Source organism: Kitasatospora sp. NPDC005856 (genome assembly GCF_040629945.1).
GTDB lineage: Bacteria > Actinomycetota > Actinomycetes > Streptomycetales > Streptomycetaceae > Kitasatospora.
The window spans coordinates 71,755-87,495 of record NZ_JBEXWT010000034.1; the positions used below are offsets into that span (position 1 = coordinate 71,755).

Below are 15,741 nucleotides of genomic sequence, written 5' to 3' on the forward strand. Positions count from 1 at the left end.
CGCGCTGCTGATCTGCGCGGTGCTGTCGTCCCTGACGGTCCTGCACCCCGGCTACGCCGACTTCATCGCCGGGGGCCACATCCGCCCCCATCTCATCAACGACTGCGTCCGCGACATGCTGCGAGAGCCGGGCGGGCTGGGCGCGTTGGCCCGGTCCGACTCCGTGGAGGGGCAGTGCGGCGGCACCGGCGACAGCGGCGACCGCACGTCGCAGGGCATCCTCGTCTCGTACGGGGTCCTCGCCGTGGCGACCACCCTGCACTACCTGTTCCGGTCCGCCCGGCGTGCGCGGCGCCCCGGGATTCAGCCACTGGACCCGACACGCCGTCCCGCGCTGTACGCGGAGACCGCGCGCCTCGCCTCGGGCGTCGACCGGGCCCGCGGCGTGGTCTTCCTGATCGACTTCCTCGACTCCGGGGTCAACGGTGTCACCTTCGGCCGCGCGGGCCGCCGGCAGATCGTCCTCAGCCGGGGCCTGCTCCGCCTCCTCGATGGAAACGCCGCAGACCGGGCGGCCTTCCGCGCCGTCGTCCTCCACGAACTGGCCCATCTGCGCAACCGCGACGTGGACATCACCCTCGTCACCCTCGGCCTGCTGCGCTGCTACTTCGTGCTGATGCTGTTCCCCCGGATGCTCGGCGATCTGGTCAACGTGCTCTTGGTGTCGGAAGCCGCCCCGTACTCCGGGCTGCTGCTGCCCGGCTCGGCCGCGACCGGCGCGGTGCTGCTGATCGCCCGCTCCGTGATCCTGCGGACGAGGGAGTACGGGGCCGACGCCCGGGTCGTGGGGTGGATGGGGACGGCGCAGCCGCTGCTGCACGCCTTCGACCTGGCCTCGGCGGCGTCCGGCGGCCGCCCCGGGCGGTCGGTGCGCGGCTGGTGGGCGAAGGTCACCCGTACACACCCGACGTTCGACCAGCGCCGGGCCTGCCTGGCCGACCGGACGCTGATGATGCACCAGGGGTTCGGGTTCGCCTTCGTCATCGGGTACTGCCTGCCGACCGCCTGGGATCCGGTCTCCTCGGTCACGGCGAGGATCCGGCAGGGCGGTGGGGTCAGCGATTGGTGGCCGGCCCGGTTGATCACCCTGGTCCTGGTCCTGGTGCTGCTGCTGACCGTGGCCCGCTCCTCGCTGCACGGGCTGCGTCCCCGGGCGGAGCAGTGGTGGGAGCGGCAGCCGGCGGGAGAGCGGAGGGGACGGTGGACAGGGCGTAGGACGGGAAGGCCCTCGCCGGTGCCGTTCCGGCTGGGGTTGGGCCTCGGGGTGCTGACGGGCGTCACGCTCGCGCCCAGCGCGGTCATCGACCGGATGATGATGCAGGGGTTGCGCATCTCCTCGCAGGCCTCCGGCTGGCTGACGGTGGCGCTCCTCGCGTTGCTGTTCACCGTGTGGTGCCAGTACCTCGGGGACTCCTGGGCGCGCGCGGTGGACCTGACGCGGCGTCCGGTCATCACCCTCACGCTGGTGGGCCTGGTGGTGGCGGTGGCCGTGGTCGTGGAGGCGCGGACCGTCTTCGATCTCCAGTGGCAGATCGAGTTCGGCCAGTTCATGGACGCCCGCCTGGCCGCTCTGCCCGGTCCGCTGCACACCGCGGTGTGGGCGCAGTTCGTGTACATGTCGCAGCTCGTCTCCCCGCTCTGGCTGCCCTCCGTACTCGCGATGCTGCTGGGGGTGCCACTGGTCGGCGCGGCGTGCGGGCGGCGGCTGGCCAGGGGTGCGGCGGCGCGGGAGCGGCGCGGCCCGCCGGTCCCACCGGTTCCGCCCGTACGGCCGGCGCGGCGCCTCCTCGTCCCCGTGCTGGCGGTGGCCGCCCTGACGGCGTACCTGCTGCCGCCCACGTACATGTGGTGGGCGCACCAACTCGGCCTCGACTCGCTGGCCCACCCCCTCTTCGTGGCTCCGATCACGGAGGCCGCGATCGCCGGGACACTGGTCGGCGGCCTGGCCCGGAGGCGCGGCACGGTGTGGGCGGTGCTCGTCTCGACGGCGGTGGGGCTCTGGTTGTGCCGGTCCCTGCCGACGAGCCTGTGGAGTCTCCAGGTGGGCATCGGAATCGAGGGGGCGGTCCTCGGCTCCCTGCTCATGACGGCGATCCCGCGTCGCCGCCGCCCCGTTTCCCGCCCTACGGCGCCCGTCGGACCGCCTCCCTACCCGCCCGGACCCCACCCTCCGTCGCCCTGGCCACCGCCGTCCGGGCCCTACCCGCCAGGCCCGAACCCGTCCGCGCCCTGGCCACCCGACGGACGCGGCGCCCCACCACGGGATCCGACCGCCTGATCTTGCCATTTGAGCTCGCAGGTGACCCGACCTGCTGATCCGCGCTTCGTGCCGGGACAGCGGAGGCGGCTGCTCTCCATGCTCCGAGGTGTCGAGTCAGGCGGCATGAGGAACGGCCGCTGCGCGACCTGGGGCGCGCCGCCTACGTGCTGCGGGCGAGCAGCTGCTTGACGCCTTGCTCCGGCCGCAACGGAGTTCGGGTCGGCGACGGCGACCATGCCGACCGCGCCGAGCCACCTTCGCGCGGAACCGCGCGCGTCGCCGTCGCCGGCCCGTTCGACCGAGCTAGCCGCGTTCGGGTTCGTCGTGGATGGTCAGCGCTCCCGCGAGGTCGAGGTCGGCGACGGTGCCGTTCGCGCCGGCGCGGACGAGCAGGACCGCGCCGAGCGCGGTGCTCCAGAACGTCCTGGTCTCCACGTCGAGCGGTCGGCGGGCCTCCCAGCCGCGAGCGTCGATGAGCTGGCTCACGAAGCGCTCGGACTGCCGGAACAGCAGCTGGAGGTGCCGGTCGACCACGGGGGCGAGTTCGGGCTTGGAGATCCCGGCGGCGAGTGCCCGCGCGACCGACGGGAGCGAGGGCATGGCCAGGACGGCGCGGGCGATGTTGCGCCGGAACGTCGCCGCGTCGGGGGCCTGGCGGCCGATGCGCTCGATCCGCCGGGCGTCGTGCAGCAGGCCGAGGAAGGCGGCGTGCACGAGCAGCGAGTCCTTGGAGCCGAAGTAGTAGGTGACCTGGTTGGGGAAGACGCCCGCCGCGTTCGCGATCTCCGCGACGCTGAGCTCCGCGCCGGGCCGCTCCTCGCAGAGCCGTGCGGTCGCCTCGATCAGCTGACGTCTCGTCGCGCGGCCGCGGTCACGCGACGAGACGCCGGCCGACCGGGCCGGCGTCGTCGATCGGCCCGTCGTCGTCGATCGGCCCGTCGTCGGTCGGGCTTCGGTTCGCTTCTTCTCCACCCCCGAATTGTATGTGATACAACTAGGCCAGTTCGTTTGTATGGCATACAAGAAAGGCGGAAGGGCATGCCCCTGACCGAAGTCGTCGTGACCGGACTCGGCGCGATCACCCCACTCGGCGGAGACGTGGAGTCGACCTGGAAGGCCCTGCTCTCCGGCGAGTCGGGCATCCGTGGCGGCGCCCTGCGCGGCCACGAGGACACCGGCCTCCCCGACACCGCCGCCGGGACGATGGCGGTCGACCCCTCCCGGTCGCTGCCGCCGGTGCAGGCCCGGCGGCTCGACCGCTCGCAGCAGGCGGCCCTCGTCGCCGCGGCCGAGGCCTGGGCGGATGCCGGTGCCCCACAGGTGGCCCCGGACCGGCTCGCGTCGGCGATCGGCACCGGCATCGGGGGCGTGGGGACGCTGCTGAAGGAGGACGACGTCCTGGAGACGGCCGGGAGGCGGCGCGTCTCGCCCCGCACGGTGCCGATGCTCATGCCCAACGCGGCGGCGGCGCTGATCAGCATCGAGTACGGCGCACGGGCCGGGTCCTACACGCCGGTCTCGGCGTGCTCCTCCGGCGCCGAGGCGATCGCCCTGGGGGCCAGGCTCATCCGCGCCGGCGAGGCGGACGTGGTCATCGCGGGCGGGACGGAGGCCGCGATCACGCCGATCACCGTCGCCGGCTTCGCCCAGGCACAGGCGCTGTCGCGGCACACCGCCGAACCCGCCTCCGCGTCCCGGCCGTTCGCCGCGGACCGCAGCGGATTCGTCCTCAGTGAGGGCGCCGCCGTCGTGGTGCTCGAAAGCGCCGAGCACGCCGCCCGCCGGGGCGCGCACGTCCACGCGGTGCTCGCGGGAGCCGGCATCGCCGCCGACGCCCACCACATCACGGCCCCCGCCCCCGACGGCTCCGGCCAGGTCTCCGCCATGCGCAAGGCCCTCGCGCAGGCCGGCCTGGCCCCCGGGCAGATCAACCACGTCAACGCCCACGCCACCGGAACCCCGGCCGGCGACGCCGCCGAGGCGCACGCGATCAGGGAGGTCTTCGGCCGCGCCACCGTCACGGCCCCCAAGGCGGCACTCGGCCACCTCTTCGGCGCGGCCGGTGCGATCGAGGCGCTCATCGCCGTCCTCAGCGTGGAGCACGGCGTCATCCCGCCGACCCGCAACCTCACCGCGGCCGGCGTCGGGCCCGACATCGATCTCGACGTCGTCGCCGCGCGCCGGGACGCCCCCCAGGAGGCCGTGCTCAGCAACTCCTTCGGCTTCGGCGGACAGAACGTCTCACTCATCGTCACCGCCGCCCGGCGCCAGGCCCCCCGCGCGGCCTCGACGACACCCTGACCCGGGCGAACCGGCGTCCGATCAGTCGGCGGCGGCCCTCTGCGGAGAGCGGTGCGCGCCCGTCCCAACCGGTGATCACCACCGGCCGGCCGAGGCCGCACAGCCCCGTACGAAGAGGCATCGGCGGGCCCCGCACGATCACGCGGGGCCCGCCGGGCGGGCGGGAGCGGCGGCTTCCGGCGTCTCCGGCGTCTCGGCCAGGACGTGCCGGCCGCACCGGCCGCGTTCCCGGCGGAACTCCGATCAGCCCACCGGACGGGTGGCGGGTCGGAGCACCGCACGGGCCCCCGTCGCGCGGCGGGTCAGTTCCAGACCTGGCCCAGGAAGTAGCCGCCGGTGCCGCGCTCGTAGTAGTGGTCGCCGTAGAGGCCGCCCACGCACCTGGTCTTCGTCTCGGTCGGGTTGGTGGCGAAGGAGCCGACCATCACGCTCGTGTCGGAGTCCCACAGCTCCGCACGGCCCCAGTACGACAGCGCCTTGTGCGTGCCCGAGAAGCAGACCTCGTGGTTGCCGTTGGCCGCGACCATGCCGGAGTAGCAGATACCGCCCCAGCTCTCGCAGGTCGAGCTTGCGGCGCTCGCCGAGGAGGCGTTGAACAGCCCGAACGCCGCCACTGCGGCGGTGGCCGCGGCCACCTTGACGATCCTCTTCTTCAGCATGCTTCGACTCCGTTCGCTCGATGTCCTGTTGTGGTCCGGCGGTCCGCACCGCCCGAACACGACTTCGAGACTAGGAAGCGGGCGCCCGTCCGAATGTGCGCTCCGTGCGGGGATCCTCGACGCTCCGTGCGAGGGCCCCGGCGAGGCTCAGCCCCCGGAACTCGGTCGGAGTGAGCCCGTAGGCCTGACGGAAGGTCCGGCTGAAGACGGTCGCGCTGCTGAACCCCCAGCGGTGGGCTATCGACTGCACCGTGTAGGCGTGGAGCCGGGTGCTGGCGAGGTCTTCCCGACAGCGCTCCAGCCGGCGGCGGCGGATCCAGGCGTGGACGGTCTCCGGCTGCGGGTCGTGGGAGCGGAACAGCTGGTGGAGGCTGCGCAGCGAGATGTTGTGCCGCGCGGCGACGGCGCCCGGGGTCAGCTGCGGATCGCCGAGGTTGTCCTCGATGAAGGCGCGGATGCGTTCCAGCAGCACCCGCGCGCGGACCTCGACCGGCAGCTGCCCCGCGTCGTCGAGCCGCTGGGCGAGCAGGACTCCGGCGAGTTCCACCGCGACCGAGCCCAGCCTGCGCAGCTCCGCCGCCTCGCAGGTGTCGCCGTGGGCCTCCAGACCGTCCAGGAAGCTCATCAGCACGGCCGCGACCCCGTGTCCGCCGGTGAGCCTCCCGGCCAGCAGCCGCTCCAGGCGCCGGCCGGGCAGCGGGAGCAGGGTGCGCGGGAACTGCAGCATCGTCAGCCGGACCGGGTCGGGCCCGGGCAGGATCCGGGTGTCGGACGGGCGCGAAGTGTCCCAGAGGACGAACTCACCGGCCCCGATCCGGTTCTCGTTTCCCGACTGGGACAGCACCGCGGCGCCCCTGCGGATCAGCGCCAGCTGGTACTGCTCCGGGTCACCATGCCGGATCAGGGCCGGTGTCCGCCGCGACCGCAGCGGCGAGAAGGCGAACCGGGCCATCCGCAGCGGCCCCAGGTCCAGCATTTCGGCCTCGGCGTGGAACTCGGTGGACGGTTCCGGGCTCATCACCGTCGGCATCACCGTCTGCGCGACCGTGTCGTTGAACCAGTCGAACCGTTCGCTCGGCCGCACGGTTTCAGGCAGCAAGGAGATCCACATACCGCTTTCCCCCCGAAAAGTGGATGACAGGGACTCACGTCCCACGCGGAATGCTGGTTCCGCCGGGGGGCATCGTGCCACCGAAGAGTGCTCTCGTGGGGGAGGCCGACGCGACGTGATCCCGCCGTGTCGGCGCCGGCCCCGGGGCGTCAGCGGTGGCGCTGCACCGGTTCGTCAGAGGTGCTGAGCACCTGGGCGACGGTGGCGGCCCGTACGGCCGGCGGGGGCGGCGATGGAACGACGGCCGGCCGGCGTACCTCCGACAAGCCACCGCACGGCCCGGTTCTCACCGAGGCCGTCAACTCCAGTGCCGTCTCGTCGATCGTCGGCTGATTCCCAAGCTGACCGACCAGGTCACCGTTAGGCTGTGCGCGATCGGCCGTGCGCGATCGGCCGTGACGGAGCCGCGCTGTGGAGCCCGCGTTCGACGCGGGCTCCACAGTCGGGACAGGGGGGTGTGCGGTGTATCCGCTAGGGCTTGGTGTGGTGTCGTGGTGGTGGCTCGCGATCCTGGTGACCGCGGCGTTCTGGGCGCTCCTGGTGCCGGGAATGCCCACCCGCACACACCGGATCAGCACCGCGTTGGCGCCGCTCGCGATGGCGCTCTTCGGGATTGGCAGCTACCACGCGAAGCACATGGAAGCGGCCACGGTGCTCGCCATGTACTCGTTCGCGGTGGCGTCCATCCCGGCGGGCGTGATCGGCCACCGCCGGGAGCTGGCACGGCGGTTGATGGAGGCGAAGGAGAAGGGGGAGTCGGAGGACGAGGCGGCTCCGCCCGCGATGCTCGCACAACTCCTCGCGTCGCTCGTCGTGTTCGGCGGCCTGGCGTTGTGGGTCACTCGATAGCTCGGTTCGTCCGCAGGTCACCTGCCCGCGACAACCCCATTCCCAGGTGCATGACCCGCCGGCCAGGGCTTGTGCGAGGCGGTCGTCGACGCCTGCTCCGTCAGCGCCGAGGTGACCCGACCTTGTCGGACATGAGGAGCGCCGCCGTCCGGGCCCCCTCTTTCGGTCTTGCCGCCCGGACCCCGCCGCTCCCTTGCGGTTCCTTCGCGCCGGAACCGAGGACCGTTGTCCGGGCGGCGGAGTTCCCAGGGCGCCGTCGTCCGCCGCCAGGAGGGGTTTCGGATCGTGGTGATCGTGCTGTGGGCCGGCATCGGGGTGCTGTTCGCGCTGCTGCCGCTCGTCCACTGGCTGCTGCGTGCCCGGTCGACGCCGCTCCGGGCATCCGTGGCCGTCGCGCTGGTGCTCTGGCTGGTGCTGATGCTCGCGGTGGCGTTCGACCAGCTGCAGCTGCGGAGCGAGGCCGAGCTGTACCTGCTGTACATGCCGCTCGCCGAACTGGTCGTCCTGGTCGGCCTGTGGCTGGACCGGCGGATCGCCGGCCCGCGCACGGAGCGCCCGACCGGCTGGCCCCGGGCGGCGGGCACCGCCTTCCACGGCCAGCTGACCCTCGTCCTCGCCGCGACCCCGCTGCTGGCGCTCGTGGCCTTCCACGAGGCGGACCTCCCGTCCGCGAAGGCGGTGCCGGAGCCGCCGCCCGGCTACACCGTCCTCCGCGCCGGCAAGGACTGCGGCAGCGGCAACGGCGCCACCTGCTGGCGCACGCTCTACCTGGCGGGCCCGCCCGACGTGCCGACGGCGGCGGCCGCCGACCGGCTCCGGCCCCGGCAACGGTGTGAGACGAACGGCTGGTTGATCGACCGCCGTGACCTCTGCACCGGGGTGAGCACCGACGGCGCCACGATCGTCTACCGCGTCCTCCTCGGCGGCAACGGGCTCTAACCGCGGCCCGCTGGAGCCGGCGGGCGCCGCGTCCAGCCCGCCCGGGCGCAGCCCGGCGGGCGTGCTCGGCGGCGTCGGCTGCTGCTGCTCGGGCTGGTCGGTCACCGGTCGCCGCTGGCGGCGAACGTCCGGGCGAAGGCCTCGCCGGCGGGGGCCACTGCTGGCCGCCCGGTACCGGAAGCGCCCCACCAGGAGCAGAGCGGCCACGATGTCGTCCACGGTCCGGTGCCAGTGGTCGGCGCCGGCGCGCCCTCGGGGCGGTGGCCGGGTGGGATCCCGCCGGACGGTGGTGGTGGCCCCTTCCTCGGCCACTCGACCTGGTCACCCGCCGTCCGGCTCCCCGCCGCGCCCGGCCCCCGCCGCCGACCACCGACCGCCGTCCCGGCTCGCGAAAAATTCTTCGAACCCGGCTGCAACCCCCCGGCGGGATGGACGTCTATGTCAGTGAGAGGCGGGAGAGCGGCCGGCGAAGAGCCGGGGGGCTCGGGCCGGCTCCGGGGGCGCGACCGTGGGCGCCCGTCCTTTCCGCACCACACCATCACCTTGTCCTTGGGGGGACTGTCACATGAACGCGTCCGCTATCGCCCGTATTGCGAAGATCGTCCCGCTGGCCGTCGTCGCCGCCGTCGGCGTCGCGGCCTGCGGCCCGACGAACAGCGGGGCATCCGTCGCCGCCTCCGCTCCCTCCACCACCCCGGCGGCCACCTCCTCGGCCATCCCCGGCGCGGGCGCCGTCCCGACCACCCCGGCCGCGCCGACCAGCGAAGCCCCCGCCGCCGTGCCCGCCGGGACCCAGGGCACCGCGCCCGAGGCCAAGCCCGCCGCGAAGACCCCGGCCAAGCCGGCCGCCGCCAAGACCGGCGCCAAGGACGCGGCCCGGCCCGCCCCCGCCAAGCCCGCCGGCCAGTCCGGCGGCATCGGCATCACCTTCAACGGCCCGAACCAGGAAGGCCAGATCGCTCTGGGTGAGCTGGTGCCCTTCTCCGTCACCTGGAAGAACAACGACACCACCGGCACCCGCAGCATGGTCCCCGTGGTGGCGACCCAGCCGTACGAGGGCGCGCCCTGCCCGCTGGTCTTCGCGATGGCGGACGGCACCCTGGAGCGCAAGGACGCCTCGGGCTGGAAGACGCTGGACCACCTCAGCCAGGGCACCGGAACGGACCACGTGATGAACCGCGGCGAGGGGGCCTTCACCCTCGCCGCCGGCGAGAGCCGGACCATCGAGTACCGGATGCGCCTGTCCACGGCCAACCGCCCGGGCCCGCTCGTGATCGAGGCGGACGCCCCGGCACCGCACGCCACGGACCTCCAGGACATGGCCAAGGCCGAGTGGCACGCCGCGGTCGTCGACTTCAACGGCCCGTGGGTGAGCAGCGTGTCGACCACGAACCTCCAGGTCGGGACGGCCCCGACCGAGTTCGGCTTCACCGTCACCTCGCCGCGGGGCACCGCGGACCTGCACCCCGAGGTGGTCGTGTCCAGCCCCTACGGCCTGACCGAAGGGGACGTCGCCCTGGAGGCGAAGGTCGGCGGCGCGTGGACCCCGGTCGCGCTGCACGACGACTGCGGCGGCCTGACCGCGGTCGCCCCGACCGGGCTGGAGGTCAAGCGCTCGGGCGACTCGGCCGAGTACGCCTTCCGGATCACGATGACCAAGCCCTCGCAGCACGGCGTGAACGTCCAGGTGGCCGCCCGGGCGGGCGACCACCGCGCCACCCTCGACTACATCTCCCCCCGGTGACACCCCCGCGCCGATGACCGAAGGGCCCGGCCTCCCCCTGCTGGAAACCGCCTCGGGAGGCCGGGCCTTCACCATGCCGCGACCGGACCCGTCAGGCCCGGCGAGGCACAACGTCGTTTGCGCTCCGCCCGCACGGAGGTGACCGGCCGCGACGTCGGGTCTCGGCTCAGTGCGACCAGTAGGTGTCCTCGGTGTCCGGTCGCAGGGGCGAGAGCGGGCGGGCGTAGTCCGGAGCGTATGCGACGTCGCCGCCGCTGACGGACATGGTGAGGGTGAGCGTCCGGTCCGGTTCCGGCGAGAGCGCGACCCACACGGCGATTCCCTCCGGGGTTTCGGCGCTGAGGTAGTCCGGGCCCTCGTCCGGGGTGCTCGGTGTCCAGGCCGAGGGCTTCTGCCGGTAGCCGCGCAGTCTCCACTCGGCCTCGATGCCGTCCCGCAGCTCCTGCCGATGGGAAGCGCTGATCCTGGTACGGGCGGTGAACCGACGGTCGACGGTGGACAGCTTGCTCGGTGTGCCGTCCGAACGCGGCTCGTACCGGTTGACGGTACAGCCCCTGTCGCTCAGCACGAGGCTGGGACTCAGGCCTCCCAGCGTGTCGTGGACGGTCTGCTCACTGAGCGCGTGGAACTGCTCCGGGGTATGGCGGACCCTCTCGGGTCCGGGCTTGGACGCGTAGTCATCAGGACCGATGGACCACCACACGGCGATCTGGAACGCGAACACCGCCCCGATCAGGGCGACAAAACCCGCCGCCGCCACCAGAGCCGCCTTCACCAACGTCTTGCCGGACAACCCGAACCCCCTGCTGCGCGTCGTACGGCCACCGTATGCGCGCGGCCCGGCGCGACTCCTGAGCATCCGTACTCAGAAAGACCGGCTTCGGTCACACGATGGCGTGAACCGTGGGGCCGGAGGCCGACGGCCTGAACCGCCTGCTGCGGTGTTCCTACGGACGGCGCGCGGCGGTCGCGTGCGTCATCGACTCCCCCTCGCTCCCGTGGCCGGCGGTCGTTCGGCCCAGTTCCGCGGCCCCAGCGTAGAACGGCGGCGGCCCCCAGGGGGGTGGGGACCGCCGCCGCACATCACCGGCCGCACATCACCGAACGCTCCTCACGGCCTGCTGTTCAACCGTGTTCGGTGAGGTCGCCGTTCACCGGGCCCGGCCGTTCACCGGGCCCGGCCGTTCACCGGAGCCGGCCGTTCACCGGCCGGCTGTCGGTCACGGGCCCGTGATGGTCCAGTACACGGCGGCGTTGTTGCCGCTGCCCCCGCTCATCGCGAACCGGAACATCGGGTCGGAGCCCGCGGAGTCGTAGCTGTTGCTGCCGACGTACGGGTTGTTCCAGTGGAGCTGGACGCGCTTGCCGTTGAGCGCGGGGTTCCCGCAGTTCTCGGCGTCGTAGATGACGTGGCCCTCGGTCCCGGTCATGAAGCCGTTGCTCTCGGACTGCCAGCGGCCGGTGTTCCCGTCGTTCACGATGGCGTCCGGAGCCGACGTCCAGATGCCGTGGTCCAGCCAGGTGCTCTGCAGGCGCAGCTGGCAGCCCGTCCAGTTGACGACCGAGACCTGCGTGCTGCGCGCAGCGCTCAACGTCTGCGCCTGCGCGGGACGCTGGTCCACGGTGGTCGCGCCGGCCGGGGCGGCCGTCGCGAACAGTCCGGCGACGCCGGCCGCGGCCAGGGCCGAACGCATCAGAACCTTCCGTATCGCCATGGGTTCATTCCTCTCGTTCTCGGACCGCATCGGTGCGGTCGTCGTGCTCGAAGCCTCGACCCCGCCCGTCGACAGGCGGTCGACAACCTGTTGACAGCCTGTTGACGGGCGATGGACGGGCGACGGACGAGCGATGGACGGGCGACGGGGCGCGGGCCACCGGCGCGCCTCGGTGAGGCGAGGCGATCGGGCGCCCGCCGGCCGCCGCACCGCCCGGCGGCGTCGCCCCCGACCAGGAGTGATGCGGTCGGTATCATGCGCCGGGGAATCGTTTGCGGGCGGAGGGGGAAGGCCGGTGGGTGGTTTACGGTTCTCGGTGCTGGGGCCGCTGCGGGGGTGGCGGGACGGCGGCGAGCTCGCGCTCGGGTCACCGCAGCAGCGCAGCCTGCTGCTCGCGCTGCTGCTGCGGGCCGGCCGCCCGGTGTCGACCGGTCAGCTCGTCGACGACCTGTGGGGCGAGGAGCCGCCCGCCAAGCCGTCCGCCGTGATCCGCACCTACGTCCACCGCCTGCGCCGCGTGCTGGGACCGGCCGCGCCCACCACGCTCAGCGGGGGCTACCTGCTCGCCCTGGACCCCGGCGCGCTGGACACCCACCGCGTCGAGGAGCTCCTCGACGAGGCCAGGGAGCTGCGCGCCGACGGCGAGCACGCCCATGCCGCCACCACGCTGCGCTCCGCACTGGCCCTGTGGCAGGGCGAGCCGATGACCGCGCTGCCCGGCCCCTACGCCGAACGGCAGCGCGGCGAGTGGGCCGAACGCCGGGTCACCGTCCTGGAGTCGTGCCTGGAAGCCGAGGTCGAGGCCGGGCCGTCCGGCGAGGCCGTCGCCGAACTGACCGCCGTCGTGGCCGAACACCCGCTCAGGGAACGGTTCTCCGAACTGCTGATGCTCGCCCTGTACGGAACCGGCCGGCAGGCCGAGGCCCTGGGCGTGTACCGCACGGCGGACCGACGGCTGCGCGAGCAGCTCGGCGTCAGCGCGGGCCCGGGCCTGCGCGAGCTGCAGCGCCGGATCCTGGTGGCCGACGCCGGCCTCGTCGACGCCCCACGGCCCCGGCCCGCCGCGGCCCGCCCGCCCCACCAGGTGCGCCCGCCGTACCGGGCGGCGGTACGGCCGACCCAGGTCCCGGCCGACCTCGCCGACTTCACCGGCCGCGAGGCGCAGACCGAGGCCCTGCGGACCGTCCTGGTCGCCCCGCACACCGTGCCCGTGGCCGCCGTCTCCGGTCTCGGCGGCGTGGGCAAGACGGCGCTGGCCGTCCACGTCGCCCACGCGCTGGCCGCCGACTTCCCCGACGGCCAGCTCTACCTCGACCTGTACGGCGCCGACGGCCGCCCCACCCGTCCCGAGGAGGCCGTCGGCGCCTTCCTGCGCTCCCTCGGCGTACCGGCGGACGCGCTGGCCCCCGGGCTCGCCGAACGTTCCGCCCAGTTCCGCTCGCTGCTCTCCGGCCGGCGCGTGCTGGTGGTCCTCGACAACGCCCGGGACGCCGAACAGATCCGGCCGCTGCTGCCCGGCCGTCCCGGCTGCGCCGTCCTCGTCACCAGCCGGGCCCGGCTCGGCTCGCTGCCCAACGCGCACGTCGTCGAGCTCGCCGCCTTCGCCCCGCAGGAGGCCCTCGGCCTGCTCGGCCGGGTGATCGGCGGGCAGCGGCTGCGGGCCGAGGAGCGGACCGCAGCCGAACTCGTCCGGCTCTGCGGACACCTCCCGCTGGCCGTGCGCATCCTCGCCGCCCGCCTCGCCTGCCGGCCCGGCTGGAGCATGGACCGGCTGCTCGACAAGCTGTCCGGCGACGCGCGCCGACTGGACGTGCTGCGCGCCGGGGACCTCGCCGTCGAACCGGCGTTCCGCTTCGGCTACGACCAGCTGACACCCGAACAGGCCCGGGCCTTCCGGCTGTTGGCGGTTCCGGAGGTACCGGACCTGTCGCCGGGCGCGGTCGCGGCGGTGCTCGGCCTGCCCGAGCGGGACGCCGAGGAGCTGGCCGAGTCGCTGGTCGACTGCTCGATGCTGGAGACCGCGCCGCCGGACCGCTACCGGTACCACGACCTGCTGCGCGCCTTCGCCCAGCAGCTCGCCCCGGAACCGGCGGCGGACCCGAAGGGCCCGGCGGAGGCGGACCTCCCGGCCGCCGTCCTCACCCGCCTGGCGGTCCGTCACCACGCCGAGACCCTCGCGGCCCTCGGCCCCTCCGCCGCCCGCGCCGCCCTGCCCGGCACGGCTGCCGATTCCGGTTCCGGTTCCGGTTCCGGTTCCAATGCCGGTGCCCGTACCGGCACCGGATCCCGTTCGGCGCCGTCCCACGGCCGCGTCGACTACCACGGCATCGGCGCACTCGTCGTCCAGTACGCCGCCCTCCCGCAGCCGCCCCGGCTCGACCTGGTGGCCGAACTGCTGCTCGGCTGCAGCCTGTTGTACGACACCGGCCAGGCCACCCGGCCGCTCGGCCACGCCGCCAAGGTCCTGCTCCAGGCCGCCGTACGGCAGGACGACCGCACCGCCGAGGTCAGGGCCCGGCTGGTGCTCGGACGGCTGCTCACCGAGGTCGGCTCCGAACCCGCGGCCCTCGCCGAACTGTTCAGGGCCCGCGACCTGTGCACCGCCCACGACCTGCCGGGGCCGCTGCTCGCCCTGGCCCACGCCTCGCTGGCCGCCCTGTTCGTCCAGGTCGGCCGGCCGGGCGAGGCGGTCGCCGACTCCACGGCGGCGATCTCGGCCTGGGAGAAGCTCGGCGACCGGCGCTCGGTGGCGGCCGAACTGCTCAACCTGGCCCGCGCGTTCACCGAACTCGGCCGGTTCGACGCGGCCGTCCGCGTCGTCGACCAGTCCCTGCTGATCTGCCACCGCCTCGCCGACCACGACCTCCAGGCGCTCGCCCTGGAATCGATGGGCACGATCGCCCACGACCGCGGCGAGTTCGAACAGGCGCTGCGCCACCACCGCAACGCCCTGTCCCTGCTGCGGCCGGACGACCGGCGCCGCACGGGCCGCACGCTGCTGCGGCTGACCGAGTCGCTGCGCGCCGTCGGCCGCGGCGAGGAGGCGGTGGCGGCGGCCGGGCGGGCGGTGGAGGTGCTGACGCTCGACGGCGACCGTCGGGGGCGGGGGCTGGCCCTGGCGGCGCTCGGCGCCGCGCTCGACGAACGCGGCGGGGACGGCGACGGGGACGCGGCCCGGGCGCACCAGGCGGAGGCCTACGACATCCTGGCCTCCCTCGGCTCCCCCGAGGCCGGGCGGCTGCGCGGGCTGATCGGCCCGGACGGGCCCGCCGTCCGGCCCCGCCGGCAGTGGCCGTCCTGGCTGCCGGCGTGACCGGCGGAGGCCGGAGGGACAGGAGGGGCAGGAGGGGCCGGGCGACGGACCGCCGGGCGACGGCTCAGCTGAACGTCCACACCTGGTTCGCCGCGCCCGAACAGGGCGTCACGTGGGCTCCCAAGCCGATGCCCTCGGACGTCAGGCACATCTTGCTCTCGGCGTTGGAGAGCCGGTAGCCGCCCTGGACCGGCGAGACGGCCCAGACCTGGTTCCAGCCGGACGGCGGGCTCGTCCAGATCTGCACGGACCCGCTCCTGCGGTCCTGGTCCAGCACCTTGGTGAAGTTGCTGGAGGCGTTGCGCAGGTAGTACATCCCCTCGCCGACCTGCTGCAGCTCCCACAGCTGCGCCGGCGTGCCGTTGGCGGTGTAGGTGCCGACCATGTTGCCGTCCTGGTTCAGGGAGGAGTAGTTGTCCAGCGCACCGTTGGTGCCGGTGATCTGCGCCACCGGGGGCAGCTGCGGCTTCGGCTGCTGCGTGGGCTGTGTCGACTGCGTCGGTGTCGCGGACGCCGTGGGCGTGGCCGCGTCGCCGGGGTCCGGCCGGGGCGGGCCGGTGGGGGTCGGTGCGGGCGCGACGGGGTTCCGGTCGTCGGCGGACGCGGCCGGGGCCGGCGCGGCGGGGCTGGGCGCGGTGGCGGTGGCGGCGGGAGGTGTGGCGAAGGGGCTCCGGCCGGTCGGGGCGGGAGCGTCCGCAGCGGTGGGCACGGGACTCCCGCCCGGGCCGGGCACGGCCGGCGGGGACGGGAGCGGGGCCTCCGCCGAGGCGGGGGGCTGTCCGGCGAGCGGGCGGCCGGCCTCCACCAAGGGGGCGGAGTCCGGCCGCGCGGGGCCGACCGCGGAGGCGTC

Annotated in this window: 12 protein-coding genes; 6 read left to right on the forward strand and 6 right to left on the reverse strand. The window is 74.1% G+C overall.

Going from position 1 to position 15,741, the window contains the following annotated elements:
- Positions 1-19 precede the first annotated feature (19 nt).
- Positions 20-2,278: a M48 family metalloprotease gene (locus tag ABZ449_RS21595; RefSeq protein ID WP_360348084.1), complete on the forward strand. Its 2,259-nt coding sequence runs from the start codon at positions 20-22 to the stop codon at positions 2,276-2,278.
- Positions 2,279-2,563: 285 nt separating this feature from the next.
- Here ABZ449_RS21595 and ABZ449_RS21600 read toward each other — a convergent pair whose 3' ends face one another.
- Positions 2,564-3,232, reverse strand: coding sequence for a TetR/AcrR family transcriptional regulator C-terminal domain-containing protein (locus tag ABZ449_RS21600; protein ID WP_360348087.1), 669 nt, complete (start codon positions 3,230-3,232; stop codon positions 2,564-2,566).
- Positions 3,233-3,298: 66 nt separating this feature from the next.
- On the opposite strand from ABZ449_RS21600, the gene ABZ449_RS21605 reads away from it, so the two are divergent.
- A complete protein-coding gene (locus ABZ449_RS21605; protein WP_360348090.1) occupies positions 3,299-4,561 on the forward strand; it encodes a beta-ketoacyl-[acyl-carrier-protein] synthase family protein in 1,263 nt (420 codons plus the stop codon).
- Positions 4,562-4,863: 302 nt separating this feature from the next.
- Here the strand turns inward: ABZ449_RS21605 and ABZ449_RS21610 are convergent, their stop codons facing one another.
- Together ABZ449_RS21610 and ABZ449_RS21615 are read right to left on the reverse strand one after the other, a co-directional pair.
- Positions 4,864-5,220 (reverse strand): hypothetical protein, encoded by a 357-nt coding sequence (locus ABZ449_RS21610; protein WP_360348093.1) that lies wholly within the window; start codon positions 5,218-5,220, stop codon positions 4,864-4,866.
- 70 nt (positions 5,221-5,290) lie between these two features.
- Positions 5,291-6,331: a helix-turn-helix domain-containing protein gene (locus tag ABZ449_RS21615; protein WP_360348096.1), complete on the reverse strand. Its 1,041-nt coding sequence runs from the start codon at positions 6,329-6,331 to the stop codon at positions 5,291-5,293.
- Positions 6,332-6,742: 411 nt separating this feature from the next.
- Between ABZ449_RS21615 and ABZ449_RS21620 the strand changes: the two genes are divergently transcribed.
- The 3 genes from ABZ449_RS21620 (at position 6,743) to ABZ449_RS21630 (ending at position 9,863) form a co-directional block, all read left to right on the forward strand.
- A complete protein-coding gene (locus tag ABZ449_RS21620) occupies positions 6,743-7,180 on the forward strand; it encodes a hypothetical protein (RefSeq protein ID WP_360348099.1) in 438 nt (145 codons plus the stop codon).
- Between the two features lie 285 nt (positions 7,181-7,465).
- Positions 7,466-8,119, forward strand: coding sequence for a hypothetical protein (locus ABZ449_RS21625; RefSeq protein ID WP_360348102.1), 654 nt, complete (start codon positions 7,466-7,468; stop codon positions 8,117-8,119).
- 565 nt (positions 8,120-8,684) lie between these two features.
- Positions 8,685-9,863 carry a hypothetical protein gene (locus ABZ449_RS21630; protein ID WP_360348104.1) on the forward strand — a complete coding sequence of 393 codons (1,179 nt, stop codon included), beginning with the start codon at positions 8,685-8,687 and terminating at the stop codon, positions 9,861-9,863.
- A gap of 166 nt (positions 9,864-10,029) precedes the next feature.
- Here ABZ449_RS21630 and ABZ449_RS21635 read toward each other — a convergent pair whose 3' ends face one another.
- Together ABZ449_RS21635 and ABZ449_RS21640 are read right to left on the reverse strand one after the other, a co-directional pair.
- The gene (locus ABZ449_RS21635) at positions 10,030-10,656 is read right to left on the reverse strand and encodes a hypothetical protein (protein ID WP_360348107.1); all 627 of its coding nucleotides are present in this window, start codon (positions 10,654-10,656) and stop codon (positions 10,030-10,032) included.
- Positions 10,657-11,083: 427 nt separating this feature from the next.
- Positions 11,084-11,578, reverse strand: a complete 495-nt coding sequence (locus ABZ449_RS21640; RefSeq protein WP_360348110.1) for an aegerolysin family protein — start codon at positions 11,576-11,578, stop codon at positions 11,084-11,086.
- Positions 11,579-11,873: 295 nt separating this feature from the next.
- Between ABZ449_RS21640 and ABZ449_RS21645 the strand changes: the two genes are divergently transcribed.
- A complete protein-coding gene (locus ABZ449_RS21645; protein ID WP_360348113.1) occupies positions 11,874-14,891 on the forward strand; it encodes a BTAD domain-containing putative transcriptional regulator in 3,018 nt (1,005 codons plus the stop codon).
- A gap of 64 nt (positions 14,892-14,955) precedes the next feature.
- Here ABZ449_RS21645 and ABZ449_RS21650 read toward each other — a convergent pair.
- On the reverse strand, positions 14,956-15,741 hold a 786-nt coding region (locus ABZ449_RS21650), incomplete at its 5' end, for an RICIN domain-containing protein (RefSeq protein WP_360348116.1).